This window comes from Bradyrhizobium sp. 14AA, assembly GCF_054185205.1.
The window spans coordinates 361,647-387,578 of record NZ_JAVAYM010000002.1; the positions used below are offsets into that span (position 1 = coordinate 361,647).

A 25,932-nucleotide genomic window follows, 5' to 3' on the forward strand; every position below is an offset into this window, starting at 1 on the left:
CGGGCGACCAGGACTTGGGCGACCAGGACTCCGGACTATCGCACGACATCGAGCCGGACGTTGGCGAGGCCCTTGTCGACCATGCCAAGTGCCTCGGCCGCGGAGGGGGAGATGTCGACCACGCGTCCGCGAACGAAAGGCCCGCGATCATTGACCCTGACGGTCACGAAGCGACCGGACGACACGTCGGTCACGCGCAGCTTTGTGCCGAACGGCAAGCTCGGATGTGCCGCGGTCAATTCGTTCTTGTTGAACTTCTCGCCGCTCGCGGTCTCTGTATCCGAATAGAAGCTGGCAACGCCATGCGCGGCCGCTTGCTTTGCATCTCCGGCAGGAACACGCACGCGGCTCGTCGGCCGTGGATGCAGCGCCGCCACCCGGTGTGGCCGCTCGACGACGGCCTGCCGGCTTGTGCCGGCGAGATCGGCCTTCTGGCGGCCGACCGGCGATTGCGCGCATGCAGCGAGCGATGCGGCACCGACGATGGCGAGCAGCAATCGGCTCGAGGCTGCGAAGGAAATCCGGACACTATCGGCACGTGCAATGCGAGACATGATGCGCCCTCCGAAGCCCGGAGTTTCGGTGGGCAATCGGGGCAGAACCTTGTCGGAACAAAAGCGGGCCTGAGGCTCCGGCCGTTTCGCGCCGACTGTGATGATTCCACCACAGTCGCTTGTCCTGAATCGGGACAGACAGCTCCCCATGGTCCGGCCACGTCGGGCGGGCAAACAAATCGGGCGCTCCGCCAGAAGCCTGGCGAGCGCCCGATCGGGATCGTGTTCTCACACCGACCTGTCGGCTTGAGGCCTCAGTAATGCGGTTCGTACATCTGGGACTGGACCAGGCCCTTGACGTCATTGGGCGCGGGTCCGTCCGCGAGCCCGCGCTGGAAGGCGACGTCGGCGACGGCGGCGGCGATGCGGACCGAGACCTCGCGAATGCGGGGCAGCGCCGGATATAGGCTGCCCTGGTCCAAATCATCCTTGCCGACGCAATCGGCGAGCGTATGCGCAGCCGCCATGAACATCTCGTCCGTCACGAGCTTCGAGCGGCTGGCGATGACGCCGAGGCCGACGCCCGGGAAGATGTAGGAGTTGTTGCCCTGGCGCGGCACGAAGGTGCGGCCGTTGAGCTTCACCGGGTCATACGGACTGCCGCAGGCGAACAGCGCGCGGCCCTCGGTGTAGCGATAGGCATCCTCGGCCGAGCATTCGGCCTTCGAGGTCGGGTTGGAGAGCGCGAACACGATCGGCTGTTCGTTGAGCTCGGCCATCTCCTTGAGCACCTCGGGCGTGAAGGCGCCGCCGACCGCGGCGACGCCGATGATCGCCGTCGGCTTCAGCGCCTTGATCGCGGTGAGGAAATCGGCGATCGGCGCCTGGCCGGCATGAGCATAGCGCAGCTTGTGGCCGGACAGGGCTTCGCGGCCACCGACGACGAGGCCGCGGGAATCCACCAGCCAGTTGCGGCGAAGCGCCTCCGCCTCGGAAGCCCCCTCCGCCATCATGGCGGAAACCACGAGATCGGCGATGCCGGTCGCGGCCTCGCCCGCGCCGAGGAACAGGATTTTCTGATCCTTCAGCTTGCCGCCGGAGACGCGCAGTGCCGAGAACAGGCCGGCGAGCGCCACCGCGGCTGTGCCCTGGATGTCGTCATTGAAGACGCAGGCCTCGTCGCGGTATTTGTGCAGCAGTTTGAAGGCCGCGTGATTGGCGAAATCCTCGAACTGAATCAGCACGCCCGGAAACGTCTTGCGAGCGGCCTGCATGAACTCGTCGACGAAGCTGTCATAGGCCTCGCCGGTGAGCCGGCGCTCACGCAGGCCGAGATAATAGGGGTCGTTCAAGAGCTCTTCGTTGTTGGTACCGACGTCGAGCACGATAGGCAGGCACTGCTCGGGATGCACGCCGGCGCAGGCCGAATAGAGCGAGAGCTTGCCGACCGGAATACCCATGCCGTTGGCGCCGAGATCGCCGAGGCCGAGGATGCGTTCGCCGTCGGTGACGACGATCAGCTTGGCCGGATAGGGCCAATTTTTCAGGATCTCGGCGATCTGGCCGCGATCGCGCGAGGAGATGAACATGCCGCGCGGCCGCTGGAAGATCAGGCCGTATTTCTGGCAGGCGAGCCCGACCGTCGGCGTGTAGATGATCGGCTGGATCTCGTCGATATTGTCGACGACGACGCGGAAGAACAGCGCCTCGTTGCGGTCATGCAGCGCATTCAGCGCGACGTATTTTTCGAGGTCGGTCGGCAGCGCGCGCAGATTGGTGAGCACGCGCTCGGCTTGCGTCTCCATCGTCAGCACGCAAGGCGGCAGCAGGCCGCGCAGGCCGAGCGCCTCGCGCTCCGCTTCCGTGAAGGCGGTGCCCTTGTTGAGCAGGGGATCGCGCAGCAGCGTCATGCCATGCGCAGAGTCGGATGATGTCGAATGGGCACTGACCCGAGCAGGTCTATTCACGAATTCCCCCAGGGAGTTTCTTATTGAAGGGGACGCATTGTCGGCCAGCGCTCACTTGAGATCAAGGACGTAGAAACCGAGGCGTCGATTGTGATTTCGCACCGCAGCGAGATTTTCGCGCGGAGAACGCGGTCGCGCGCCAAAAGGTTAACGGTGCAAGGCTATTCCGGCTTGATATCGGCGGCCTTCACGATCGGCCACCATTTCTCGGTCTCGGCCTTCTGGAAGGCCAGGAGCGCCGCTGGCGTCTGCTGGTCTGGAGACGGAATCTCCTGCCCCAGTTCGGCAAAGCGCTGCTTGACGGAGGCGTCGGCAAGCACCGCGACAACGGCTGCGTTGAGCTTTGTGACAATATCTTTCGGCGTGTTCTTCGGTGCCCAGATGCCGTGCCAGTAGGAGATATAAAGGCCGGGCAGCCCCGCTTCGTCGACGGTCGGGATGTCGGGCGCGGACGCGAGCCGCGTCGGCGACGTCACCGCGAATGCCTTGATCGCACCGTTCTTGACATGGGGCAGCGAGTTCGACGCCTGGTCGAACATGATGTCGATCTGCCCGGCCACGAGATCGATCATGGCGGGACCCGCGCCGCGATAGGGCACGAACTGGAAGTCGGTGCCGGTCTTCTCCTTGAAGAAGACGCCGGCGACATGCGCGCCGGTGCCCGCGCCGGCCGTCCCGGCGGTGGCCTTGCCGGGATTGGCCTTCAGCCACGCGATCATCTCTTTCAGAGAGCTGGCCTCGAGCGACTTCCGGCCGACAATGAGCTGCGTGCCCATCGCGATCATCGCGACCGGCTCGAAATCGGTCACCACGTCGTAGGGTAATTTGAAGATCGCGCCGTTGAGCACATGCGTGCCCCAATGGCCGATCGTGATGGTGGTGCCGTCAGGCGTCGCGCGTGCGACACGCGCGCCGGCGATGCTACCGGAGGCGCCGGCGACGTTCTCGACCACGACCGTCGTGTGCAACTCGGCGGCGATGCGCTCGGACAGGATCCGCGCCAGCGTATCGGTCGGACCGCCCGCCGCGAACGGCACGATCAGGGTGATGGGACGCGATGACTGGGCGCCGCCGGGTGCGGTCCAGGCCACACATCCGATCAACGCGCAGATGACGAACACATGACCGCGAAATCCGGCCCACAGCCCCCGCATCATCTTCTTCCACCCTTTTTGCCGCCCGCCTGTCGTCGGCGGGCTGGGGCCGGAGTGAACGCTGCCGGGCGAGCGGAGGCAAGTCGTAAAATCTATCGGGCGGCTAGCCAGCCGCCCGCCTTGGCGCCAAACCGGCAGCGTTCTCGGCCGGCGGGGCGATGTGCATCAGGATGGTCTGGGTGGCGGATGCCACCTCGATGCCGTTCTGCTGGAAACGCTGCTTCATGCGGCGGTTGAATTCGCGCTGGACCGGCCAGCGGCCGGCCTCGGTGCAGCGGATCTGGCCGACCATCGACACCATCGCGCCGTCGACCTTGTCGATGCCCCACAGCTCGAGGTCGCCGCGGATCAGTGCGCGGAAGTCGGCCTCGCGCCGCATCTCCTCGACGATGTCCTTGAGGATCTGGCCGGCGCGGTCGGTGTCTTCCTTGTAGGCGACGTTGACGCTGACGGAGGCATTGCCGGCGCCGCGGCTGGCATTGGTGATGGTCGTGACCGCACTGAACGGCACGATGTGCACGGCGCCGTCGCCGGCGCGCAGGCGGATGGTACGGATAGACACGTTCTCGACCACGCCCGACAGCCCCGACACGCTGACGGTGTCGCCGACCTGCACCGTGTTCTCCAGCAGCAGGAACAGGCCGGTGATGAGGTCCTGCACCAGCTTCTGCGAGCCGAAGCCGATCGCGATGCCGACGATGCCGGCGCCTGCGAGCAGCGGCGCGACGTTGACGCCGATCTCGCTCAGCGTGGTGAGGCCGACGACGGTGGCGATCAGGCAGAGCAGCGCCGTCCGCAGCATCGGCTGGAAGGTGCGCAGCCGCGCGGCGCGGGCATAGTGGCCGTCCCGCGACAGCGAATTGATCTGGCGGTCCAGCAGTGCGTTGCTGGCTTCCCAGATCGCCGCAGCGATGGCGACGGCAACGCCGATCGTCACCACGGCCGAGATCAGCCGGCTGCCGATCTGGCCGCCATAGAACCAGACGATGGCGTCCACGCCCCAGACTTCGAGCACGGCCACGAAGCCGATGAAGGCGAGGACGCTGGAGACGATCTTGCGCAGCAGCGGCAGATAGCGGTTGGCGCGGATCTCGAGGCCCGGAAAGCGCTGGAGGATCTCCGGCTTGATGCGGAAGCCGCGATCGATCAGGCTCAACGTCAGCATGATGGCGACGCGCGTGATCAGAGCCACCACGGCGGTGCCGACGAAATATTGCAGCAGAAGCGAATAGCCGTTGCGGATGTTCAGCGCCCACACCGCCCACAGCGCAAGGTCGAGCGCGATGGCGAGATAATGCCAGCCGCCGGCGATGCGGTTGCGCAGGCGCGCTGCGATGCCCTGCCGGTCGGCCGGCGCGCGGATGGCCTCGGCGACCTGACGGCGGCATTGCAGGATGATGACGACGATGAAGAGGTGCACGACCAGCATCACCATGCGCAGAAGCGCGGCATAGCCGGCACGATGCAGGCCGAGTAGCAGCGCCACATTGGCAAAGGCGATGCCGGAGACGCCGACGCCGACGATGCGGCGCGCCCAGATCTCGATATAGGCCGCGGTCTCGGCACGCACCGGAAACAGGCCGAACGGTCCCGCCAGCGCCCGGACGATGCAGATGAGCCCGCGCGAGAACGCGTAGGCATTGACGACCGCCAGGATCACGAGGCGGACGGTCGTGGGCTGGCCGATCTCCGTCCCGAGCAGCGCCGTGGCGAGGCCGACGAAGACGACCACAGGAAGCAGTTCGAGCACGAGGCGTCCGAGCACGAAGGGCAGCCGCAACACGACCTGCCAGACCCGCGCCAGGCTGTGGCGGCGCCTGTGCAGTTCGGGCGCGGGGGTAACATCGGCTACCGATGACGGGGGATCGGCGATCGGCAGCGCCTGCGCCGGCAGACGCGCCGTTTGCGGCACGCGCGCTTCCAGGAACGCGACCGGGCGCCGGATCAGACGGAAGATGACCCATTCGGCGCAGAAGGCACAGCCGAACACCAGCGCAAGCTTCCAGGCGATCTCGATCAGGAGATTGTAGGCCGCGGGATCATTGGCGGTCCGCACGATCCAGTAATAGAACGCCGGGAAATGCGTGAGCGTGCGCGCCATGCTGGCGACCTCGGCCGAGATCTCGGCGATCTCCTCCGACACCGTGAGCAGCAGCTGCGCACCGAGACCGTCGGCCGAGAGCGGGATCGGCGATTTTGGTTCGGGCGCGCCCTGCTGCGGGCTGGACGCATTCGCGATCGCGCGCAGCGTATCGATCATCTGCGCGCGCTTCTTGTCGTCCTGGAGGGTTTCCAGCGCGCGTTTGGCCTCGTCGGGCGACAAACTGGACGCACCATTGGCCGCCGGCGCGGGGGGCTCGGCGCGAACTGGGGCAAGAGAGGAGATGGCGAGGAAGAGCGCTGCGAAGAGCGCCAGAGCAAGCTTATGCGACACGCGGATTCCCTGCAAAAAAATGAATGCGCCGGTGGCGTCGGGATCGTCACCGCCGAAGCACATGCGTCATGTCGGATGGCCGCTATTCGCCCCGGCCCTGTGTCGGAAGTGGGCCTTTGAGGCGACTTTCTCTTGGCATTTGCCGCAATGCAGGGAGGGAGGAACCGCAGCGTCGACGATGCGACGGCCATTAAAGCGCGATGCGATCAGGATAAATCGTCATCTCGCTCCAGGTTGTTGCTCAAGCAGGATCTCCACGCAGACGCATCCGGCGTTTGTCGCGAGGGAAGATCGCTGCGCTTTTTTCCGGATCTTTGGAACGCCGTGCGCGCAATGGCCGTGCCCGTCATTCCGGGACATCAGCCCCGGAATGACGGTGAGGAGGAGGAGGAGAGCGAAAATTGAGATGTCAAACCACCGGTCGCGACGGCCTCGTCACGGCCATCGGACGGATCGATGTGATGCAAAATACAGCGCCGGGAAGGTAGGGGCTCTGCCTTACTGATGCAGCCCGCTAAACCTTGACCCGGCGTGCCGTTCGCGGTTTTTGCCGCTATGCGATAGTCCGAACGAGCTCCATCGCACTTAACGCGGCTGGATTTGCGGAGGTGGCGTCATAGACCTCCCCTTGCTCTGTGGTGGACGTTGCGCGTCGCGTATTCGCGACCAACGCAATGCTCCTCCCGTGCCACAAAACTGTCAAGCGGGATCGATGGCACGAGGATCACAAATGAGCGCACGAGTTCCCTGCGTCAGCTACGCACCGTGTCCGATTTGTCGGCCTGCCACTCAATGCGCGGAATAAATTCTTCCCGGCGGCGTTTGTGATGGCGAGGATACCCGCCTTCGCTGCCCTCGATCATTTCCGGAAAGCCAAAGATGAAAATATCGATTTGCCTCACTACGCTCGCCGCGCTCGTTGCCGGGCTTGGATCCGCCGCCGCGCAAAATCCGCCGCAGACCTCGACCAGAAAGGTCGACGGCACCGAGAACGTCTACGTCTTCCGCTATGGTGGCCATCAGTCGATGTTCGTGGTGACGCCGCAGGGAGTGATCGCGACCGACCCGATCTCGTATTTGCGACCCGCAAAGCCCTATATCGATGCGATCAAGGCGGTCACCGACAAGCCGATTAAATACGTCGTCTACAGCCATCACCATTACGACCACATCGCCGGCGGCCAGCCGTTCAAGGATCTCGGCGCGACCTTCATCGCCCACCGGAGGACCAAGGAGCGCCTGCTCGAGCTGAAGAAGCAGAACTCGCTGCTCGCCGACGTCGTCATGCCGGATCAGGTGGTGGACGACAAGAAGAGCATCACGCTCGGCGGCACCACGCTGGAGCTGAACTATGTCGGCCGCAACCATTCCGACAACTCGCTGGTGATGCGGCTGCCGAAGGAGAAGATCGTCTTCGTCGTGGACTTCGCGCCGATCGAGTCCGTCCAATTCCGCAACATTCCCGACAACGCCTCGCCGCTGGAATACATCGCCTCGCTGAAGAAGCTCGCCTCGCTCGATTGGGAACGGATGATCACCGGCCACCCCTATGCCGGCGGACGCTTCGGCACCAAGAAGGACGTCGAGGACGACATCACCTACATGGAAGATCTCTCCGCGGAGGTGAAGAAGGCGGCGGACGCCGGCAAATGCTTCGACACCGCGATGAAAGAGGTGAAGCTGCCGAAATACGAGAAGTGGGCGAACTACGAGGCCGGCCTTCCCGCCAATGTCGAGCGCTTCTGCTACTGGTGGGGCCGCGGGTACTAACGCTCGCGCTGAGATCGTAGGGTGGGCAAAGCGACGAGACGCGCAAGGCGCGGCTCGTGGCGTGCCCACCATGCCAGCCGCGATCGTGGAGAGATGGTGGGCACGGCGCAAGGGCGCCTTTGCCCACCCTACGAGATCAGACGTCACGGCTGCGAGTGACTACGGGCGGGGCGCTTTGCCGACCCGACCCGGTCCGCGGCGATGATGACATCATGCCCCTGTTTTGCCCGACGTGTCAAACGACTTCGTAAAATCCGCAATAACTTGCGCGAACCGTCAAGCCCTTGATTTCGCTATCGCCGGCTACTGTGCATGGGGTTGTTTTCGAATTTTTTGTCGAGGACCCAGGGCCGCCCGCGCAAAATAGGGATTCATCAGGCAGGTCGCGGGCCGGCCCGATGCGGCGGCCTGGCACTGGGCGAACGATGCGAAGATGCAATCCATCCGTTCGCCCTCCAGCTCGCCGAAGACATGCAGGCAGACCGGAGAGCGCGGATCGTAGGTCTGGGCGCGCGCGGGACCGACGATCAGGAGCGCGGCGAACAGGGGAACGGCGACAGCAGGCTTGAACACGACGACCTCGAGATCAGAGAAACATTTCGGTCAAATCAACCGTAGACGCATTACCGATCCGGTCAAAGTTTTGCGTCAGCCAGCTTCGCGTGGCCTCGCGCCCCTCGTCACGCAGACGACACAGGAGGCTCCATTCAGGATGGAACTGCGTCGCCGTTCCGAGCTGCGACATCAACTGGTCGTTTCCGATCCAGTGCATGAACATGCGGCTGTGCGTGTTGCGATCGAGCTCGCCATTGTCGATCAGCCGGGTCGCGAAGGCGATCGCGCGCATCTCGCGCATCAGTGACGAATTGAAGCTGATCTCGTTGATGCGATGGAGAACATCAGCGGCGCTTGCCGGCAGCTCGTCACGCCGGATCGCGGTCACCTGCACGATGATGACGTCGTGGCTGCCTTTTCGATAGATCAGCGGAAAGATCGCGGGATTTCCGAGATAGCCACCATCCCAATAATGCTCGCCGTCGATCTCGACCGTCTGGAAGTATGGCGGCAGGCAGGCCGAGGCGAGCACGGTCTCTGCGCTGAGCAGCGGCGTCTGGAACACCTTGATCTTGCCGGTACGGACATTGGTGGCGTTGAGAAAGAGCTGCGGTGCATCCGGCGACGAATTGAGCCGGTCGAAATCGACCACGCTTTGCAGCAATGACCGGAGCGGATTGAAGTGAAGAGGGTTGAGCAGGTTCGGCGGCACCGTGTGCGTCAGCGTGTGGATGAGGGCATGGACCGGGTGATATTCCGGCGGCAGCTTGAGGGCCTGGATCAACTGGTTGAGTGGTGAGAACAGGTCATAGACCTGATCCATCCGCGAGACCTCGTACCAGAACTCATGCAGGTTCTGCCGCGCCGCCTCGGCTCCGCCGATGGCCATGCCTGAGGCCATCACCACCGCATTCATCGCGCCCGCGCTTGTGGCGCTGATCGCCTCGATCCCGAGCCTGCCGTCCTCGAGCACCTGGTCCAGCACGCCCCAGACGAAGGCGCCATGCGCGCCGCCGCCCTGCAGCGCGAAGTTGACGTTCTTCTGGTTCCTGGTTTCAGCGGCGGTCACTTGTCGCGCTTCCTCCCTCCCTTCCCCTCGCTCTCCAGCGCTTTCCGGACATCGGCGAACTCACGCAGCGAGGCCTTGTCGGCGCGGGGGAAGCGCAGGTCCAGCTTTTCGAGCGCGGCATTGATCACCGAGCCGATCACGACGCGCGCGAACCATTTGTGGTCGGCCGGCACGACGTACCACGGCGCATGCGGCGTCGAGGTGCGCCGGACGATGTCCTGGTAGACCGCCTGGTAGCGCGGCCACAGCGCGCGCTCCTTGATGTCGTCCATGGAGAATTTCCACTGCTTGGCCGGGTCCTCCAGCCGGTCGAGGAAGCGCTCGCGCTGCTCGTCCCTGGAGAGGTTGAGGAAGAATTTCAGCACCAGCGTACCGTTGCGGCAGAGATAGCGCTCGAAGGCGGAGATGTCCTCGAACCGCTCCTTCCAGATGTTCTTGGTGACGAGCCTCGAGGGCAGCTTCTCCTTGGCGAGGATTTCCGGGTGCACGCGCGTCACCAGGCATTCCTCGTAATGCGAGCGGTTGAAGATGCCGATATGACCGCGCTCGGGCAGCGCGATCGCGTGGCGCCAGAGGAAATCGTGATCGAGCTCCTTGCTGCTCGGCGCCTTGAAGGCCGTGACTTCACAGCCCTGCGGATTGATGCCCTCGAAGATCGCCTTGATCGCACTGTCCTTGCCGGCCGCATCCATGGCCTGGAACACGATCAGCAGCGACCAGCGGTCCTGGGCATAGAGCTTTTCCTGAAACTCGATCAGCCGCGTCTTGTTGGCGTCGAGAATCGCCAGCGCCTTCTCCTTGTCGAGATCGCCCTTCTCGTCGGTCTTGTGGTCCTTCAGGTGAAACTTGCCCGAGCCATCGTAGCGGAACGGCGTGATGTAGCGGTCAAGTTCCTGGGCGAGCGATTTGGACGGCTTCTTGCTCATGAGTGCGGGGCACCTTGCGTTGCGGCTTCAGTCGGTCGAGCAAGCTACCAAGGATGCCCTTGGGAAGGAATATGATGAAAAGCACGAGCAGCACGCCGTAGACGAGGTTGTCCCAGCCGACCGCCTTGGTGCCGAAGCCGATGCGCAGGGTTTCCGCCAGCAGGATGGTGATAACGGCGCCGAAGGTCGGACCGAGCGAGACGAACAGGCCGCCGACGATCGCCGCGAACACCATCTGGAGCGACACCGCAATGCCGCTGACCGTGTCGGGCGTGATGAACATCTGGTACTGGCAATAGACCGCGCCCGCGAGCGCCGTCATCACGGCGCTGAGCAGCGTGATCTTCAGCTTCTCCGCGGTGACGTCGACGCCGGCGGCTGCCGCTGCGTCCTCGTCCTCCGAAATCGCCTCCAGCGCATAGCGCGCCATGCTGCGGTCGACCCAGTGCCAGACCACGATGCCGAACAGCCAGACCGCGAGCGCGATCAGGTACCAGGTGGTCTTGTCGTCGAATTGCAGCGCCAGCAGCCTGTTGCCGGACGCGCGGTTCGGCGTGTAGCCGAGCGAGCCGCCGGTGTAGTCGCGCGTCGCGGTGATGACCTGGAGCACGATGCCCGACAGCGCCAGCGTCACCAGTACGAAATAATGCCCGGTGATGCGGAAGCGGAAGCAGGGATACCCGACGATCAGCGCCAGCGCGCCGGCCGCGACCATGCTGACGGGAATGCCGATCCAGGGCGAAACGCCCAGATGGTTCCAGAGCAGCGCCGTGACATAGGCGCCGGTCCCCATGAAGCCACCATGGCCGAGCGAGACCAGGCCGAACCGCCCCATCATCGACCACGAGGTGTAGGCGAACGACCAGATCAGGATCAGCACCAGGATGTGCAGATGATAGGGATCGCGATAGACGAAGGGCAGCGCGACCAGCGCCGCCAGTCCGATCCCCCACGCCGCAAGCCGCCCCTGCCCCGTCATCGGCGCCTCGCCAGAAGGCCCGCGGGCCGGATGAACATCATGACGATGAAGAAGGCGAAGGCGAGCACGTAGCCCCATTCGAGATCGGAGAACAGGCCGCCGAGCGAGATGATCTCGGCGAACACAAAGGCTGCGATGAAGCCGCCGATGAAATTTCCGAGGCCCCCCAGCACGCAGATCAGGAAGGTGATCGGCCCGAAGGAGAGACCGACGAAGGGATGCACGTCGTATTGCAGCACCAGCAGGCAAGCCGCGAGCCCCGCCAGGGCGCCGCCGAGCGCCGAGGTGATGAGATAGATCCGCCTGGTGTCGACGCCCATCAGCGCCATGATCTGCCGGTCCTGCGAGATGGCGCGGATCGCGGTGCCGGTGAAGGTGCGCGTCATGAAGAGATAGACGACGACCATGCCGACCAGCGCGGCCAGAAACGAGAGCAGCCGTGCGTAGCTGAAGTTCATGTCGCCGAAGGCCAGTACCGGCAGGCGGATGCCGAGATTGCGGAAGTCGATGCCGAAGGCGACGGTGGCAAAGCTCTGGAGCACGAACAGCACCCCGCCGGTTGCGAGCAGCTGGTTGATCGGCGGCGCGGTGAGCAACGGTGCGATCACGAGGTAGTGCAGTGCCGCACCGAGGATCGCGACCAGCAGGATGGTGAAGGGCGCGGCGATGAAATAGCTGAGGCCGTAATACTGCACCATGAAATACATGGCGTACATGCCGATCATGACGAGCTCGGCGTAGCAGATCCAGGTCACGTCGATCACGCCGAAGATCAGGTTGAGCCCGAGCGCGAGCAGCGCCAGCACGCCGCCGAGCAGGATGCCGTTGATCACGGCCTCCAGCAAATAGATGTCGAAAATGTCCAGCAATGCCTGCATGAACCTCACACCCCGAGATAAGCTTCCTTGACCGTGTCGCTCGCCAGCATCTCGGCCGAGGTGCCGGACGCGCGGATCGTACCCGCCTCGATCAGATAGGCGCGGTCGACCACCTTCAGCACCTGCTGCACGTTCTGCTCAACGATCAGCACCGTCAGCCCGCTGGCGCGGATTCGCTTCACCAGTTCGAACACCTGCTGCACCACGACCGGCGCCAGTCCCGCCGACGGCTCGTCGAGCAGCAGCAACTTTGGATTCGACATCAGCGCCCGGCCGATCGCGCACATCTGCTGCTCGCCGCCGGACATGGTGCCGGCCATCTGGTGGCGGCGCTCCTTCAGCCGCGGAAACAGGTCGAACACGACCTCCAGCCGCTCGGCATAGTGGCCGCGCGCCTCCTTCATGAAGGCACCCATCTTGAGATTGTCGTCGACCGAGAGTTGCGGAAACAACCGCCGGTTCTCCGGCACGTGTGCAATGCCGAGGCTGACGATCTTGTGCGGCGGCGTCGCCACGACGTCGGCGCGCTCCATCTTGATCGAGCCGCGCGTGGGCCGGATCAACCCTGAGATCACGCGCATCAAGGTGGTCTTGCCGGCGCCGTTCGGCCCGATGACGCCGACGGCCTCGCCCGCCTTCACGTCGAGATTGACGTCGAACAGCGCCTGGAACGTGCCATAGCCGGCATTGATGGCGCGGAGCTCCAGCATCACTGCACCCCTGCGCGGCGACGCGCTTCGGCGGCCGCGGCTTGCGTGGTCTCGGCGTCGGTGCCGAGATAGACCTCGATCACGCGTGGATCGGCGGCCACAGCGCTCGGCAGGCCTTCCGAGATCTTCTCGCCGTGGTCGAGCACCATCACGCGGTCGACGACGCGCATCAGGACGCCCATGATGTGCTCGACCCAGATGATGGTGATGCCGAGCTCGTCGCGGATGTTGCGCAGCATGTCCGCCGCCTGGTCCATCTCGGCCTCGTCGAGACCGCCGAGGCTCTCGTCGGCGAGCAGCAGCTTTGGCGCGGTGGCGAGCGCCTTGGCGAGTTCGAGCTTCTTCAGCCCGGCCGCGCCGAGGCCGTCGACGCTGGCGTGGCGGTCGGTCGGCAGACCCACCATTGCAAGCGACCTCTCGGCCGCCTCCTCCGCCTTGATGCGACTGTGGCGGCCCTGGCCGTAGAAGCCGGCGAGCGCGACGTTCTCGAAGATGGTCAGGCGGCGGAATGGCCGTGGAATCTGGAAGGTGCGGCCGATGCCGCGGTTGATGATCCGGTGCGGTGGGAGGCCCGCGATCTCGTGGCCGGCAAACAGGATCGAGCCGGAGGTCGGAGCCAGCGTGCCGGAGAGCATGTTGAAGATCGTGCTCTTGCCCGAGCCGTTGGGGCCGATCAGGCCGAGGATCTCGCCCTGATCGACCCTGAACGACACGTTGTTCACGGCGGTGAAGCCACCGAAGCGTTTCACCAGCCCGCTGACTTCCAACACCGGAGCACTCCGCCGCTACTGGTTGCTGTAGGTGGTGCCCTTCGGCAGCGGCAGCACGGCCTCACGCTGCGCCTGGCTCTTGGGCCACACCACATAGGACTTGTCGTCGACGTACTGGATCACGACGGGGAACGAGCGCTCGTTCTGGCCGGCCATTGGCGAGCCCTCGCCGTGGAATTTGACGCCGAAGCCGAGCATGGTGCCGCCTTCGGGTATGTCGGTGTCGAGCGCTGCCTTGCGCAGGGAGTCGGGATCTATGCCGCCATATTTCTTGATCGCTCGCGGCAGCACGTCGGTCAGGAACAAGTAGGTGTTGGACGCAGCCATGCCGACATGGGCCGAACGGATGGCGACGCCCGGCTTGCGCTTGTCGAACTCCTCGCCAACCGCCTTGATGATCGGCGGCAGCTTCGGATCCATGGTCTTCTGGTTGGCGAGCCAGATCGAGATCGGATCGGTGTTGAAGACGTAGTTTACATCGGCGCCCAGGCCTTCCTTTAGCTTCTCATAGACCCCGTAGCCGGCGCCATGCCCCACCAGTGCGCCGAACTTCAGCCCCTGTTCGCGGGCTTGCCGGAGCAACAGGGTGATGTCGGGATTGTAGCCGGTGTGGAAGATCACATCCGGCTTGGCCCGCTTCAGCTTGGTGACCAGCGCGGACAAATCCGGGGCCGTCGCCGAATAGCCCTCCCTGAGCACGATGTTGAAACCGGCCTTCTTGGCGCCGGCCTCATTGCCTTTGGCAACGTCGACGCCGTAGGCGCCGTCCTCATGGATGATGGCGACCCGCAGGTCCTTCGGATCCTTGCCGAACTTTTCCTTCGTGTTCTGCGCGATGAAGTCCATCGTCATCATACCGAACTGATCGCCGGAGGCCTGCGGGCGAAACACGTATTTGTAGTTCTTGTTCTCCAGCACCGCGGAAGAAATGCAGGTCGTGATCCACATGAACTTCTTCAGCTGCTCGACGCGCGCTGCCACCGGCACGCACTGCGCCGAGGAAAAGAAGCCGAGCAGCATGTCGACCTTTTCCTGCTCGATCAAACGGACCGCTTCATTGATGGCGATATCCGGCTTGCTCTGAGCATCGGCATAGATCGCCTCGATCTTGTAGCCCTCGATGTTCTTCGCGCTGTACTGATCCAGCATGATCCTTGCGCCGGTATATTGCAGCTCCGAACCGCCGCCGGCGAGCGGGCCGGTCAGATCATAGATGACGCCGATCTTGAGCTTCTTCTCTTGGGCCTGGGCCGAAGCCACCAAGCCCGTCGCTGATATCGCGATCAACAGCCCACGTACCAAGCGGGCAGCCATGCGCAGGCGCATCAGAACCTCCCTGGACGATTGTGCATTGCATTCTTTTTGCTTTTGTTTTTTGCCCATCACACGGGCTGAACGCAGCGATGTCAAGCCTCGCGCGTCAGCGCGACGCGAACTGCTGTTCGATAAAGGCCGTGACAAATCGCGGCATGGTCGGCGCGAGATCGTTCATCCCGCGCACGAGATGAATGGCGGACAATTCCGGCTCGACCTCGCGCGCGAGGTTGGCTTCGATCCGCGCGCGGGCCACGTCGCCCGGCATATCCAGGTTGATGACCTGTATCATTGCAATCGACGGACCGGTAACGACGCAGTGCCAGTCCGGCTCGGCCCGGCAGTCCGCCGCGGTCAGGCCGGTCTCCTCGCCGAGTTCGCGGACGACACTGCCGGGAATGTCGAGCGCGCCGTCCCTGACGTCATCGAGGTCGGGCGTGCCGGAGGGGAAATAGATGCGGCCCGCATTGGCGGTGTGCTGCGCCATCTCGCCCATGATGAAGGCGCCATCGGAGGCGCGTAGCGCGCCCATGCCGAAGCCGTTGAACACGGCCTTGTCGGGAAAGCCCCAATCGCGCCAAGCGAGGAAGCTCGCAAAATCGGTCTCGAAATAGGTCGCGGCAAGATGGCCGTCGCTGAACACGGCATCGCGCCCGAGCAGGATGCGGCCGTTCCAGAGCTTCGGCCGCTCGCGCTGCTGCTCGGCGAAATGCGCCGCGATCTCGGCGCGACGCTCCTCCGCGAACGGCCAGACGATCGGCCGCACGGCAAGATCAAGCGTCGTGACGCGATGAATGACCGGTGACGTCATGACGCCCGTTACCACGCCTTCGCGTCAGTTATTTGGCGTTCCCCGTGGTCTTCTTGGCCTGGTCGACGAACCTGTTGGTGAAGGTCTTGCTGACGTCGATCTTGGCGTTCGCCACCTCCGGCGAGCCGACGCTGAACACCGCGAGCACGGCGTCCGCACCCTTCGGGTCCATCTTGCCGGTTTCGGAGAACATCGGGATCGTGTTCTTCAGCGCCGCGAGATAGAGGTCCTTGTTCTTGCCGACGGTCTCTTCCGGCATCTTCGCCATGATCTCCTCGGGCGAATGCGAATGGATCCAGACGAGCGTGGCGAGGATCGCGTTGGTGAGCGCCTGCGTCTCCTTCTCGTGGCCGTTGACCCAAGCCGCCGTCGAGTACAGCGCGCCGCCCGGATATTCCCCGCCGAACGTCTCGAGCGTGTCCTTCTCGGTGCGGGTGTCGCTGAGGATGCGCAGATCCTTGTGGCTACCCTGGAGCACGGTGACGGAGGGGTCGAGCATCACGGCCGCGTCGATCTGCCCCTGCTCCATCGCGGCAACCGCGGTGGCGCCGAGGCCGACGCCGATCACGGCGGCGCTGGTGGGGTCGATCCCGTTCTTCTTGAGCATGTACTTGAGGAAGAAGTCGGTGGACGAGCCGGGCGCGCTGACGCCTACCTTCTTGCCGGCGAGGTCCTTGACCGACTTGATGTCATTGGTCCGCGAGGGCGCGACCACCAGCACGAGGCCGGGATAGCGGTCATAGACCACGAAGGACTGGAGCTCCTGCTTCTTGGCCGCCAGGTTGACGCAATGGTCGAAATAGCCGGAGACGACGTCGGCGCTGCCGCCGAGCACGGCCTTGAGCGCGTCCGAACCGCCCTTGAGGTCGACCAGCTCGACACTGAGGCCGGCCTTCTCGTATTCGCCGAGCTGCTTTGCCAGCACCGTGGGCAAATAGCACAGGCAGGAGCCGCCGCCGACCGCGATGGTGACCTTGCTTTGCGCCGCGGCAAGCGAGGTGGTGAGCGTCAGCGCGAGCAGTGCGCCGGCGAGCCTGGCAATCGTGTTCTTCATTGGTTTCCTCCGTTCGGCCGGCGGCACCATAGAGCAGCGGGACTGGCTTGAGAAGCACTGCCTAAGTGGGCTGGCCATCGGCCTTTTGGCGCAATAGCATGCCCGAACAAGAACAATTCTCGATGGGAGGATCATCCATGAACCGCTTTGCTGCCGCGCTTTCGATCGCAGCCGCCTTCGTCGCCGGATGCGGCGCCACTTACCTGCTTGGACCGGCGCTCGCCGCCGAGAGCATCACCGCGCAGATCATCCATACCGGTGAAATGGAAGGCGACGCGCTGGGTCCCGCCAACAAGGTCGGCTTCCGCTCCAAGACGTTCATGACCGCCGACGGCGCCACGATCTCGATCCAGGTCGGCAACGTGCCCAAGCACATGCATCCCAACACCAACGAGATCCAGTACATCCTGGACGGGACCGGGACGATCTGGCTCGGCGACAAGGAAGTGACGGTGAAGCCGGGCGACCTCGTCATCATCCCGAAGGGCACGCCGCATGGCGGCACCAAGCCAATCAGCGGTCAGGTCAAGGCGATCGCGATCAAGACCCCGCCGCAAGCGCCCGACGACACCAAGCTGCTGGATTGAGGCTTACGCGATCGGGGCTCGCGCCGATGCGGGCCCCGCCTCGCGCCTAGCCGCGCCCATCCGACGCGGCCGGCCGCCACACCAGGAGGCGCCGCTCCACCAGCGTGACGCCATAGTCGATCAGGATCACGAAGGCTGACAGCACGAACATTCCGGCGAACACGCCGGCGACGTCGAACACACCCTCGGCCTGCTGAATGAGATAACCGAGCCCAGCGGCCGATCCCAGATATTCGCCGACGACCGCGCCGACCACGGCGAAGCCGACCGAGGTGTGCAGCGAAGAGAACATCCAGGACAGCGCCGACGGCCAGTAGACATGCTGCATCAATTGGCGCTCGCTCATGCCGAGCATGCGGCCGTTGTCGAGCACGGTGCGGCTGACTTCCTTGACGCCCTGGTAGACGTTGAAGAACACAATGAAGAACACCAGCGTCACGCCGAGCGCGACCTTGGACCAGATGCCAAGGCCCAGCCACAGCGCGAAGATCGGCGCCAGCACGACGCGCGGCAGCGCATTGACCATCTTCACGTAGGGGTCGAACACCGCGGCAACCAGTGGCTGGCGCGCAAACCAGAAGCCGATCAGCACACCACCGGCCGATCCGATCACGAAGGCCAGGATCGATTCCGCGAGCGTAATGCCGAGGTGCTTCCAGATCACGCCGGACGCGAACCATTTCACGATCTGGCTGAACACGTCGAGCGGGTTGGAGAAGAAGAACGGCGGCAGCAGGATCTTGCCGAACACGGGGACGGTCGACAGCACTTGCCACAGCACGATGCAGACGACCGCGACCAGGACTTGCAGCGCAAACAGCGTCGGGCGCGACATCACACCGCCTCCGCCGCTTGCGTGGATTGCGCGTAACCCTTCATCACCTCGTCCTTGAGCACGCTCCATATCTCGCGGTGGAGCGCATGGAACTCCTTGTCGAGGCGAACCTCGAAGATGTCGCGCGGCCGCGGCAGACTCACGCGCCAGTCGCCGATGATGCGCGAGGACGGCCCGGCCGACATGATCACGACGCGGTCGGCGAGCGCAATCGCCTCTTCCAGGTCATGCGTCACGAACAGCACGGCCTTGCGGTCGGCATTCCACAAGTCGAGCAGGAGATTGCCCATGACCTGGCGGGTCTGCGCATCGAGCGGCCCGAACGGCTCGTCCATCAAGAGGATTTTCGGGTCGCGAATCAGGACCTGCGCCAGGGCCACGCGCTTGCGCTGGCCGCCGGAGAGCATGTGGGGATAGCGGCCGGCGAAGGCGCCGAGGCCCACCGACGTCAGCCATTTCTGCGCCAGCGGCAGAGCCTCGGCACGGGGCGTACCCTTGATCTCGAGCCCGATCGCGACGTTATCGAGTGCGGTCTTCCAGGGGAACAGCGCATCGGCCTGGAACAGGTAGCCGGCGTCCCTGTTCAGCCCCGCGAGCGGCCGGTCGAATATCTTGACGTTGCCGGCGGCAGGCTTGAGCAGGCCCGCGGCCACGTTGAGAAGCGTGGATTTTCCGCAGCCGGTCGGACCGACAATGGCGACGAACTCGCCTTGCGCGACCGCGAGATGGGCCTTCTCCACCGCCGTATAGACCCGCCCGTCCCCGAGCCGGAACGCGACCTTGGCATCTTCCAGCGCCACTGCCGTAGGCGTTGACATGTGTTTCCTCCGAACCTGGACGGATGCCTTAGCCGCTCGCGCCGCCAAGTTCAATCAAGCCGCCAAGCGTGCTACGCATGGGTCGTGCCGTGCTCTGACCCTCCCCTGGAGGGAGGGTCAGGAAGAGTGAGCCGCCTCCAATGTCTTCCGAACCTACGATCAGCTACCGTCACGTCACCAAGAGCTTCAGCCCGCTCAAGGCGGTCGATGATTTGTCGCTCGACGTCGCCGAGGGCGAGTTTGTGGCCGTCGTTGGCGGCTCGGGCTCGGGCAAGACCACGCTGCTGCGGCTCGCCAACCGGCTGATCGAGGCCGATGGCGGCACCATCACGGTCGAAGGCAAGGACGTGCGCAGCGTCGATCCGGTCGCACTGCGGCGCCGGATCGGCTATGTCTTCCAGAGCGGCGGGCTGTTTCCGCACCTGAGCGTCGCCGACAATATCGGGATCACACCGAAGCTGCTGGGCGCGGCTGCGGCGGATATCACGGCGCGCGTCGACGAGTTGCTGGAGCTCGTGCAGCTCGACAGGGCTGCGCACCGCAACCGGCTGCCGGAGGCGCTCTCGGGCGGCCAGCGCCAGCGCGTCGGCGTGGCGCGGGCGCTCGCGGCCAAGCCTCGCATCGTGCTGATGGACGAGCCGTTCGGCGCGCTCGATCCCCTCACCCGCGATGCGCTCGGCGACGACTATCGTTCGTTGCATCGCAGCCTCGGCCTGACCACCGTGATGATCACCCATGACATGACCGAGGCCATCCTGCTCGCCGACCGCATCGCGGTGATGCGTGCTGGCAAACTGCTTGCGCAGGGCACGCCCGCGGAACTGTCGAACAGCAGCGATGCCTATGTGCTGGAACTGCTGCGCACGCCGCGCCGTCAGGTCGAACGATTGAACGCGCTGCTGCCGCAGAGCGGTGCGGCATGAGCCTGTTCACCGATCCGCGCTGGGGCGATGCGCTGTCGCATCTGGCGGATTATCTCGGCAACCATGTGCGCGTGAGTCTTGCCGCGCTCGCGCTCGGGCTGATCATCAGCCTGCCGCTGGCGATCCTGACGCGCAACCGTCCGGGCCCGCGCGCCGTCCTGCTTGCGCTTGCGAGCATCGTGCAGACCGTGCCGGGACTGGCGCTGCTTGCGCTGTTCTATCCGCTCCTGCTGCTGGCGGCCTCCGTCACGTTCGCCTGGTTCGGCGTCTCCTTCTCCGCCTTCGGCTTCCTGCCGGCGATGCTGGCGCTCGCGCTCTATTCGATGCTGCCGGTGCTGCGCAACGGCATCACCGGCCTCAACGGCATCGATCCCGCGCTGATCGAAGCCGCTCAAGGCGTCGGCATGACCGCGCGGCAGTCGCTCGTGATGGTCGAGCTGCCGCTGGCGTTGCCGGTGATGATGGCCGGCATCCGCACCGCCGCGGTGTGGGTGATCGGCACCGCGACACTCTCGACGCCGATCGGGCAGACCAGCCTCGGCAACTACATCTTTGCCGGGCTTCAGACCCAGAACTGGGTGTTCGTGCTGTTCGGCTGCTTTGCCTCGGCGCTGCTCGCGCTCGCGGTCGATCAGCTGCTCGGCCTGATCGAGAGCGGCCTGCGCCAGCGCAGCCGCGCACGCGCCGGGCTCGGCGCCATCGGGATCGCGGCGCTGGTCGCCGCGACGCTGGTGCCGACGATGGGACGCTCGTCGCCGGGCTACGTCGTCGGCGCCAAGACCTTCGCCGAGCAATATGTGCTGTCGGCGCTGATGCGGGACCGTCTCGAGGCGGCAGGCCTTCCGGCCACGGCACGATCGGGCCTCGGCTCAAGCGTGATCTTCGAGGCGCTGAAGGCCGGCGACATCGATCTTTATGTCGACTATTCCGGCACGCTCTGGGCCAACCAGCTGCATCGCACCGACATCAAGCCGCGTGCGGAACTGGTGGCGGAATTGAAAACGGCGCTCGCCAGGGACAGCATCACCCTGCTCGGCGAGCTCGGCTTCGAGAATGCCTATGCGCTGGTGATCCCGAAGAAGCGCGCCGAGGCGCTTGGCATTCGCACCATCACAGATCTCGCCGCGCATGCCTCGACGCTGTCGATCGCCGGCGACTACGAGTTCTTTTCGCGTCCCGAATGGGCGGCCCTGCAGAAGGCCTATGGCCTCTCGTTCCGCGCCCAGCGCCAGATGCAGCCGGACTTCATGTATGCCGCGGTCGCCAGCGGCGAGGTCGACGTCATCGCCGGCTACACCAGCGACGGCCTGATCGCGAAATACGATCTCGTCGCGCTCGACGATCCCAGGCACGCCATCCCCCCGTATGATGCGATCCTGCTGCTCGCACCGAAACGCGCCGATGACGAGAAATTGCAGGATGCGCTCAAGCCACTGCTCGGCAAGATCGACATCGCCACGATGCGCGAAGCGAACCTGCGCGCCAGCGGCAACGACGCGAATTCATCGCCGGACGTGGTCGCGAAGTGGCTGTGGGAGAAGGTGGGCAAGCGGTAGGGCTGAATTTCGTAGGGTGGGCAAAGGCGCGCAAGCGCCGTGCCCACCGTCTCTCGACACACGCGAGAGGTGGTGGGCACGCTTCGCTTTGCCCACCCTACGATCGCAGAATGAGAGGGACGATGACTACAGCCCCCGGATCATCCCCGCGCTGATCAGCAGCCGGTTCAGCCGGCGCGCTTCGGCGCCGTCCTTGCAGCCGTAGAAGATGCCCTTGCAGCGGAGCATGATCTGCTTCTGCTCGGCGAAGGACGGGTCGAGCGGGATGCCGGCGGCCTCCTGGATGACCAGCGGCAGATAGGGGCCGTCGATCGTGTCCATCACGGCCTCGCTCTTCACCGGCTCGAAATTGACGGCGTCGATGGCGTAATAGGTCGCGTAGAGACGCGGGTCGTAGGCGTCGAGCTTCTTGCCGATCGCGCCCTCGTCGAGCCCGGGCTCGAGCAGGTTCGGCGCGAATTCCGGCTGATGATCGCCGTAGCGCACGATCAGGAAGGGCTCGCCGGGAAACCTCTTCTTCAGGCCCGCGATGAAAGCCTGGTACTGCTCGGCACTCATCGCCTGCCGGCGCAGATATTCGTCGATGGACGGCACGTTGCCCGGCGCGCGCCAGTTCGGCATCAGGTCGGGGCGGAAGCGCGTCTCCCAGGGGAAATGATTGGCACCGAGATAGATGAAGGTGAACAGCGGCTTGTTCGGCGTCCGCTCACCCATCAGCCCGAGCGCCTTGTCGTAGAAGAAGCTGTCGGGCTCGACGTCCTTGGCGCCGAGATCCTTGGAGTCGAGGAAGCGCTCGACGCCGGTCGTCATCTGGAAGCTGCGCGCGCCCATGAAACCGCCATAGGCGGGATAGAGCGACAGCGTGTCATAGCCGCAGCGGCGCAGCGCCAGCGGCAGGCCGCGCTCGACGCGGTTCGATGCGATGCGCGTCACGAAATAAGCGAAGCGGCCGAACGAACGTGAGGAGAGTCCCGCGAGCACGTTGTATTCGGTGAACCAGCTCGGACCACCATTGCTCTCGGCCAGAAACGTGCGCTGCCTGCCGTCCCAGGATTTGAAGTGATCGCCATAGCGCGGCGGCACCTTGATGCCCTGCGCGGCGCGGATGTCGAAGCTCGATTCATCATGGATCATGATGATGTTCGGCCGCCGGCCCGCGGGATGGCAGGCATCGACCAGCGGCATGTTGAGCCGCTCGTTGGTCGCGGCGGCCGATTCCATGAAACCATATTGCGCGAAGTCGGAAACCGCACTGACGCCGGAGCGGAAGAATTTCGAGAGATAGCCGTCGTCGTAATAGCCGCGCCAGGCCTCGTCCGGATGATAGAGCGAATAGCCGACGAGAGCTGCGAGACAGGCGAGCTTGCAGGCGAGCGCCGGCAGGCGGCGGATGCGGAACGGATCGAGCCACCACAGCGCATACATCAGCGGCAGCGTGACGAGACCCGCCAGGATCACCGACCAGCGCAAATTCGGGAAGATCGTGAACAGGAACGCGACAGTGTCGCGGTCGATCATCATCAGGTCGATGAAGTTGACCGTCATCTGCACGACGTCGTGCTTGAGGCGCGACAGCAGCACCAGCACCACGACCATGGTCAGCGACAGCGCACCCGACAGCGCCGGCCGCCGCAGCAGCGTGATCCAGAAGAAGTTGAGGATGCCCCAGGCAAGCGCGAAGGAGAGGCGCGAGCCGAAATCGGTCTCGGTCTCGTACATCAGCGCGAGCGCGGCGAGATGGGGCGCGGCAACCGCGAGCAGCCGCCAGATGCCGAGCGCAGCGACGCTCGCCAGCACGGCGGTTGTGGCAGATGGGCCAGGATTGGGCGCGGACGCCATCGAGGATACGCAACAGCTGGTCCGGCGCAATGATACCTAGCCGTCTGGCCGGCGTAGCGACGGCTAGGGCGTCCGGAGCAGCCGGAAGCCTGCACCGTGTCATAAAACTGTAACGGAACAGTCAAGGACAGGCAACGCAGGCCGCGGCCCGACCTTCGCTTAATGTTGGCGGGCGGCGAAGCGCCGCACGGCGACCGACGCTAGTCCTTCGCGATCCCGGCAATGAACAGGTCGAGCACCCCTTCCGCCATCCGCTCGATCTCGCCCTCCTCAACGCCCCAGCGCGGGAAGTGGCCGTCGAGATTCATCCGGGCGAAACCGTAGACCAGGGCGCGGCCGGCGATCTGGATGCGCTTGAGATCCGCCCACCGCAGCAGGCCTTGTTCGGCCGCCTCGACCAGGATTCCCTCGGTCAGCGCGATCAACTCGGCATTGTCGCGTGTCAGTTCCGTGGAGCTGCCGTGGGCGAAATAGCGCCCGGTGGAGATGATCTCGAAATGAGCGGGGTTGCGCATCGCCCAGCGCAGATAAGCGAGGCCAAAGGCCCGGAAACGGGCGAGCGGGTCGACGGCCGGCGCCGCGCCGAGCGCCGCCTCGATCTCGGCGCGAAAGCGTCGCTGTGCCTCCTCGGCCACCGCCGCCATCAAGGCGTCGCGGTTCGGAAAGTGCCGGAACGGGGCCCCCGCCGACACCGCGGCCCGGCGCGCAGCCTCGCGGACGGAGACCTCGGCCCCCTCGGCCGCCAGTTGCAGCGCAGCATCGATCAACACGCGGCGGAGGTCGCCGTGGTGATAGGGCCGCTCTTCAGCCGCGGAGCGCGCGCGCGGCCTGGACGGTCGACGGGCTGGCATGGGTCTCTTCTAGCATCACCCGAACGTGAATGTAAGCAGCGATTACACTGTTGACGACCCTACCCACTGCAAATGTAATCAATGATTACATGCAGGAGGAGATCACCATGTCACGACGTCAGGGCTGGTTCGAAGGCTGGCGGCTGCTGGCCGTCCTCTGCTTGAGCCTGATTGTGCTCAGCCTGTGGATCGCCTCGATGCGGCAGTTCGAGGTTGACGGCGTCCGCATGGTGATCCGCTTCACGGCGCGGAGCTCGCTGCTGCTGTTCTGCCTCGCCTTCAGTGCCGCGGCGCTGGCGCGGCTGTGGCCCAATGCCTGGACACGCTGGCAGCGGCGCAACCGCCGCTATCTGGGCCTGAGCTTTGCGGCCTCCCACGCCATCCACGCGGTGGCGATCGTGGCCTTTTCCAGGATGGATCCGGCCGGCTTTGCCGAGGCCACGTCAGTGGTCTCATACATCTTCGGCGGCATCGGCTATGCCGTGATCGTCGCCATGAGCGCGACCTCGTTCGATCGCACGGCCGCGCTGATCGGGCCACGCGCCTGGCGCGCGCTGCACGTCGTGGGCGGCACCTATCTCTGGTTCCAGTTCATGGTGTCGTTCGGCAAGCGCGTGCCGGCGATGCCGCTCTATGCCGCCTTCCTCATTCCGCTGCTCGCCGTGATGGCGCTGCGGTTGATCGCGATGGCCGCCCATCCACGCGGACGGACCATCGCGGCCGGCTGAACGTCGGCTAGACCTGCGGCAACAGCCCCAGACGCTTGGCGATGATGCGGTCGAGCGTCCGTTTCGGCAGCACGGCCCCGATCAGATGGCGCAGCGGGTCCGGCGTGATCTGGTAGCGCACCTTGGGGCTTGCGGCCGTCAGCGCCTCGAACACGATCTCGGCGACGCGCTCGGCCGGCAGCCCCTTCGCGCCGAGCTCCATCATGAACGCCATGACCTTGTTGAGCGCCGGCAGATAGGGCGAGTTCTGATAGACCGAGAGATCGATCTCTTCCGCCTTGCTCCAGATCGGCGTCTTGACCGCGCCGGGGGCGACGATGATGACGTCGATCCCGAACAGCATCAGCTCGCGGCGCAGGCTTTCCGACAGTCCCTCGACGGCGTGCTTGGAGGTGCAGTAAGGCGCTGACAACGGATTGCCGTTCTTGCCCGCGACCGAGCTGATCATCACGATCCGTCCCTTCGGCCCCTTCAGCGACGGGTCGGCACCGAGCAGCGGCCCGAAAGCCTGCGTCGCGATGACCGGACCGATGACATTGATGTCCATCTGGCGGCGGAAATCGTCTGCCGACAATTCGAGCACGGGACCTGCGACCGCGATGCCGGCATTGTTGACGAGCCCGGCCAGCGTCTCGCCGCCCAGCGCCTCGCGAACCTGCCGTGCGGCGGCCAGCACGGCGGCCTCGTCGGTGACATCAAACAGCAGCGGCGTGAAATTAGCCCCGAACTCACCCTTGAGCCGGTCGGCATCGGCCTGCTTCCGGACGCTGCCGAAAACGCGATAGCCGCGCCCGATCAGAAATTTCGCAATGGCCCAGCCGATTCCGGTGGACGCGCCGGTGACGACGACAGATCGCATGGTGTTTCCCCCCTCGAGTTCCCCGGGGGATCATGTAGGCGAAACGTGTCG

General features: G+C 64.8%; 25 protein-coding genes. 6 read left to right on the forward strand and 19 right to left on the reverse strand.

Translation table 11 applies throughout. The features are described 5' to 3' along the window. Nucleotides 1–35 precede the first annotated feature (35 nt). The 4 genes from RAD15_RS06700 to RAD15_RS06715 form a co-directional block, all read right to left on the reverse strand. Nucleotides 36–554 (reverse strand): septal ring lytic transglycosylase RlpA family protein, encoded by a 519-nt coding sequence (locus RAD15_RS06700; protein WP_458175639.1) that lies wholly within the window; start codon nucleotides 552–554, stop codon nucleotides 36–38. A 254-nt stretch (nucleotides 555–808) separates the two neighbouring features. Then, complete coding sequence (locus RAD15_RS06705; RefSeq protein WP_458175641.1) at nucleotides 809–2,461, reverse strand: NAD-dependent malic enzyme; 1,653 nt, start codon at nucleotides 2,459–2,461, stop codon at nucleotides 809–811. A 161-nt stretch (nucleotides 2,462–2,622) separates the two neighbouring features. Next, the gene (locus tag RAD15_RS06710; RefSeq protein WP_458176064.1) at nucleotides 2,623–3,615 is read right to left on the reverse strand and encodes a tripartite tricarboxylate transporter substrate-binding protein; all 993 of its coding nucleotides are present in this window, start codon (nucleotides 3,613–3,615) and stop codon (nucleotides 2,623–2,625) included. 103 nt (nucleotides 3,616–3,718) lie between these two features. Next, nucleotides 3,719–6,049 (reverse strand): mechanosensitive ion channel domain-containing protein, encoded by a 2,331-nt coding sequence (locus RAD15_RS06715; protein WP_458175643.1) that lies wholly within the window; start codon nucleotides 6,047–6,049, stop codon nucleotides 3,719–3,721. Nucleotides 6,050–6,181: 132 nt separating this feature from the next. Here RAD15_RS06715 and RAD15_RS06720 point away from each other — a divergent pair, with 132 nt between their 5' ends. Both RAD15_RS06720 and RAD15_RS06725 read left to right on the forward strand, forming a co-directional pair. Next, complete coding sequence (locus tag RAD15_RS06720; RefSeq protein WP_458175645.1) at nucleotides 6,182–6,454, forward strand: hypothetical protein; 273 nt, start codon at nucleotides 6,182–6,184, stop codon at nucleotides 6,452–6,454. 474 nt (nucleotides 6,455–6,928) lie between these two features. Next, entirely contained in the window at nucleotides 6,929–7,819 is an 891-nt protein-coding gene (locus RAD15_RS06725; RefSeq protein WP_458175647.1) for an MBL fold metallo-hydrolase, read from the forward strand. Nucleotides 7,820–8,122: 303 nt separating this feature from the next. Here the strand turns inward: RAD15_RS06725 and RAD15_RS06730 are convergent, their stop codons facing one another. The 10 genes from RAD15_RS06730 to RAD15_RS06775 form a co-directional block, all read right to left on the reverse strand. Then, nucleotides 8,123–8,392 (reverse strand): DUF3551 domain-containing protein, encoded by a 270-nt coding sequence (locus RAD15_RS06730; protein WP_458175649.1) that lies wholly within the window; start codon nucleotides 8,390–8,392, stop codon nucleotides 8,123–8,125. A 13-nt stretch (nucleotides 8,393–8,405) separates the two neighbouring features. Then, the gene (locus tag RAD15_RS06735; protein WP_458175651.1) at nucleotides 8,406–9,443 is read right to left on the reverse strand and encodes a patatin-like phospholipase family protein; all 1,038 of its coding nucleotides are present in this window, start codon (nucleotides 9,441–9,443) and stop codon (nucleotides 8,406–8,408) included. Further along, the gene (locus tag RAD15_RS06740; RefSeq protein WP_458175653.1) at nucleotides 9,440–10,369 is read right to left on the reverse strand and encodes a polyphosphate kinase 2 family protein; all 930 of its coding nucleotides are present in this window, start codon (nucleotides 10,367–10,369) and stop codon (nucleotides 9,440–9,442) included. The genes RAD15_RS06735 and RAD15_RS06740 overlap by 4 nt, the downstream gene beginning before the upstream one ends. Further along, nucleotides 10,329–11,348 (reverse strand): branched-chain amino acid ABC transporter permease, encoded by a 1,020-nt coding sequence (locus RAD15_RS06745; protein WP_458175655.1) that lies wholly within the window; start codon nucleotides 11,346–11,348, stop codon nucleotides 10,329–10,331. Before RAD15_RS06745 ends, RAD15_RS06740 begins: the two co-directional genes overlap by 41 nt. Next, entirely contained in the window at nucleotides 11,345–12,226 is an 882-nt protein-coding gene (locus RAD15_RS06750) for a branched-chain amino acid ABC transporter permease (RefSeq protein WP_458175657.1), read from the reverse strand. Before RAD15_RS06750 ends, RAD15_RS06745 begins: the two co-directional genes overlap by 4 nt. Before the next feature lie 5 nt (nucleotides 12,227–12,231). Beyond that, nucleotides 12,232–12,936: an ABC transporter ATP-binding protein gene (locus tag RAD15_RS06755; RefSeq protein WP_458175659.1), complete on the reverse strand. Its 705-nt coding sequence runs from the start codon at nucleotides 12,934–12,936 to the stop codon at nucleotides 12,232–12,234. Next, nucleotides 12,936–13,706, reverse strand: coding sequence for an ABC transporter ATP-binding protein (locus RAD15_RS06760; RefSeq protein WP_458175661.1), 771 nt, complete (start codon nucleotides 13,704–13,706; stop codon nucleotides 12,936–12,938). Before RAD15_RS06760 ends, RAD15_RS06755 begins: the two co-directional genes overlap by 1 nt. A 15-nt stretch (nucleotides 13,707–13,721) precedes the next feature. Then, nucleotides 13,722–15,032 (reverse strand): ABC transporter substrate-binding protein, encoded by a 1,311-nt coding sequence (locus RAD15_RS06765; RefSeq protein ID WP_458175663.1) that lies wholly within the window; start codon nucleotides 15,030–15,032, stop codon nucleotides 13,722–13,724. Between the two features lie 94 nt (nucleotides 15,033–15,126). Further along, nucleotides 15,127–15,831: an NUDIX hydrolase gene (locus RAD15_RS06770; protein WP_458175665.1), complete on the reverse strand. Its 705-nt coding sequence runs from the start codon at nucleotides 15,829–15,831 to the stop codon at nucleotides 15,127–15,129. Nucleotides 15,832–15,859: 28 nt separating this feature from the next. Continuing rightward, nucleotides 15,860–16,885, reverse strand: a complete 1,026-nt coding sequence (locus RAD15_RS06775) for an ABC transporter substrate-binding protein (RefSeq protein WP_458175667.1) — start codon at nucleotides 16,883–16,885, stop codon at nucleotides 15,860–15,862. Nucleotides 16,886–17,022: 137 nt separating this feature from the next. Between RAD15_RS06775 and RAD15_RS06780 the strand changes: the two genes are divergently transcribed. Then, the gene (locus RAD15_RS06780) at nucleotides 17,023–17,472 is read left to right on the forward strand and encodes a cupin domain-containing protein (protein ID WP_458175669.1); all 450 of its coding nucleotides are present in this window, start codon (nucleotides 17,023–17,025) and stop codon (nucleotides 17,470–17,472) included. 46 nt (nucleotides 17,473–17,518) lie between these two features. Here the strand turns inward: RAD15_RS06780 and RAD15_RS06785 are convergent, their stop codons facing one another. Beyond that, nucleotides 17,519–18,307 (reverse strand): ABC transporter permease, encoded by a 789-nt coding sequence (locus RAD15_RS06785; RefSeq protein WP_458175670.1) that lies wholly within the window; start codon nucleotides 18,305–18,307, stop codon nucleotides 17,519–17,521. After that, nucleotides 18,307–19,125: an ABC transporter ATP-binding protein gene (locus RAD15_RS06790; RefSeq protein ID WP_458175672.1), complete on the reverse strand. Its 819-nt coding sequence runs from the start codon at nucleotides 19,123–19,125 to the stop codon at nucleotides 18,307–18,309. The genes RAD15_RS06785 and RAD15_RS06790 overlap by 1 nt, the downstream gene beginning before the upstream one ends. 140 nt (nucleotides 19,126–19,265) lie before the next feature. Between RAD15_RS06790 and RAD15_RS06795 the strand changes: the two genes are divergently transcribed. Beyond that, complete coding sequence (locus tag RAD15_RS06795) at nucleotides 19,266–20,048, forward strand: ATP-binding cassette domain-containing protein (RefSeq protein WP_458175674.1); 783 nt, start codon at nucleotides 19,266–19,268, stop codon at nucleotides 20,046–20,048. Further along, nucleotides 20,045–21,604 carry a glycine betaine ABC transporter substrate-binding protein gene (locus RAD15_RS06800; protein ID WP_458175676.1) on the forward strand — a complete coding sequence of 520 codons (1,560 nt, stop codon included), beginning with the start codon at nucleotides 20,045–20,047 and terminating at the stop codon, nucleotides 21,602–21,604. The genes RAD15_RS06795 and RAD15_RS06800 overlap by 4 nt, the downstream gene beginning before the upstream one ends. Nucleotides 21,605–21,730: 126 nt before the next feature. Here RAD15_RS06800 and RAD15_RS06805 read toward each other — a convergent pair whose 3' ends face one another. Next, entirely contained in the window at nucleotides 21,731–23,443 is a 1,713-nt protein-coding gene (locus RAD15_RS06805; protein ID WP_458175678.1) for a sulfatase-like hydrolase/transferase, read from the reverse strand. Nucleotides 23,444–23,643: 200 nt separating this feature from the next. Next, nucleotides 23,644–24,294, reverse strand: coding sequence for a TetR/AcrR family transcriptional regulator (locus RAD15_RS06810; protein WP_458175680.1), 651 nt, complete (start codon nucleotides 24,292–24,294; stop codon nucleotides 23,644–23,646). A gap of 107 nt (nucleotides 24,295–24,401) precedes the next feature. Between RAD15_RS06810 and RAD15_RS06815 the strand changes: the two genes are divergently transcribed. Further along, entirely contained in the window at nucleotides 24,402–25,022 is a 621-nt protein-coding gene (locus RAD15_RS06815; protein ID WP_458175682.1) for a hypothetical protein, read from the forward strand. Between the two features lie 7 nt (nucleotides 25,023–25,029). Here RAD15_RS06815 and RAD15_RS06820 read toward each other — a convergent pair whose 3' ends face one another. Continuing rightward, entirely contained in the window at nucleotides 25,030–25,881 is an 852-nt protein-coding gene (locus RAD15_RS06820; protein WP_458175684.1) for an SDR family oxidoreductase, read from the reverse strand. Nucleotides 25,882–25,932: the final 51 nt, after the last annotated feature.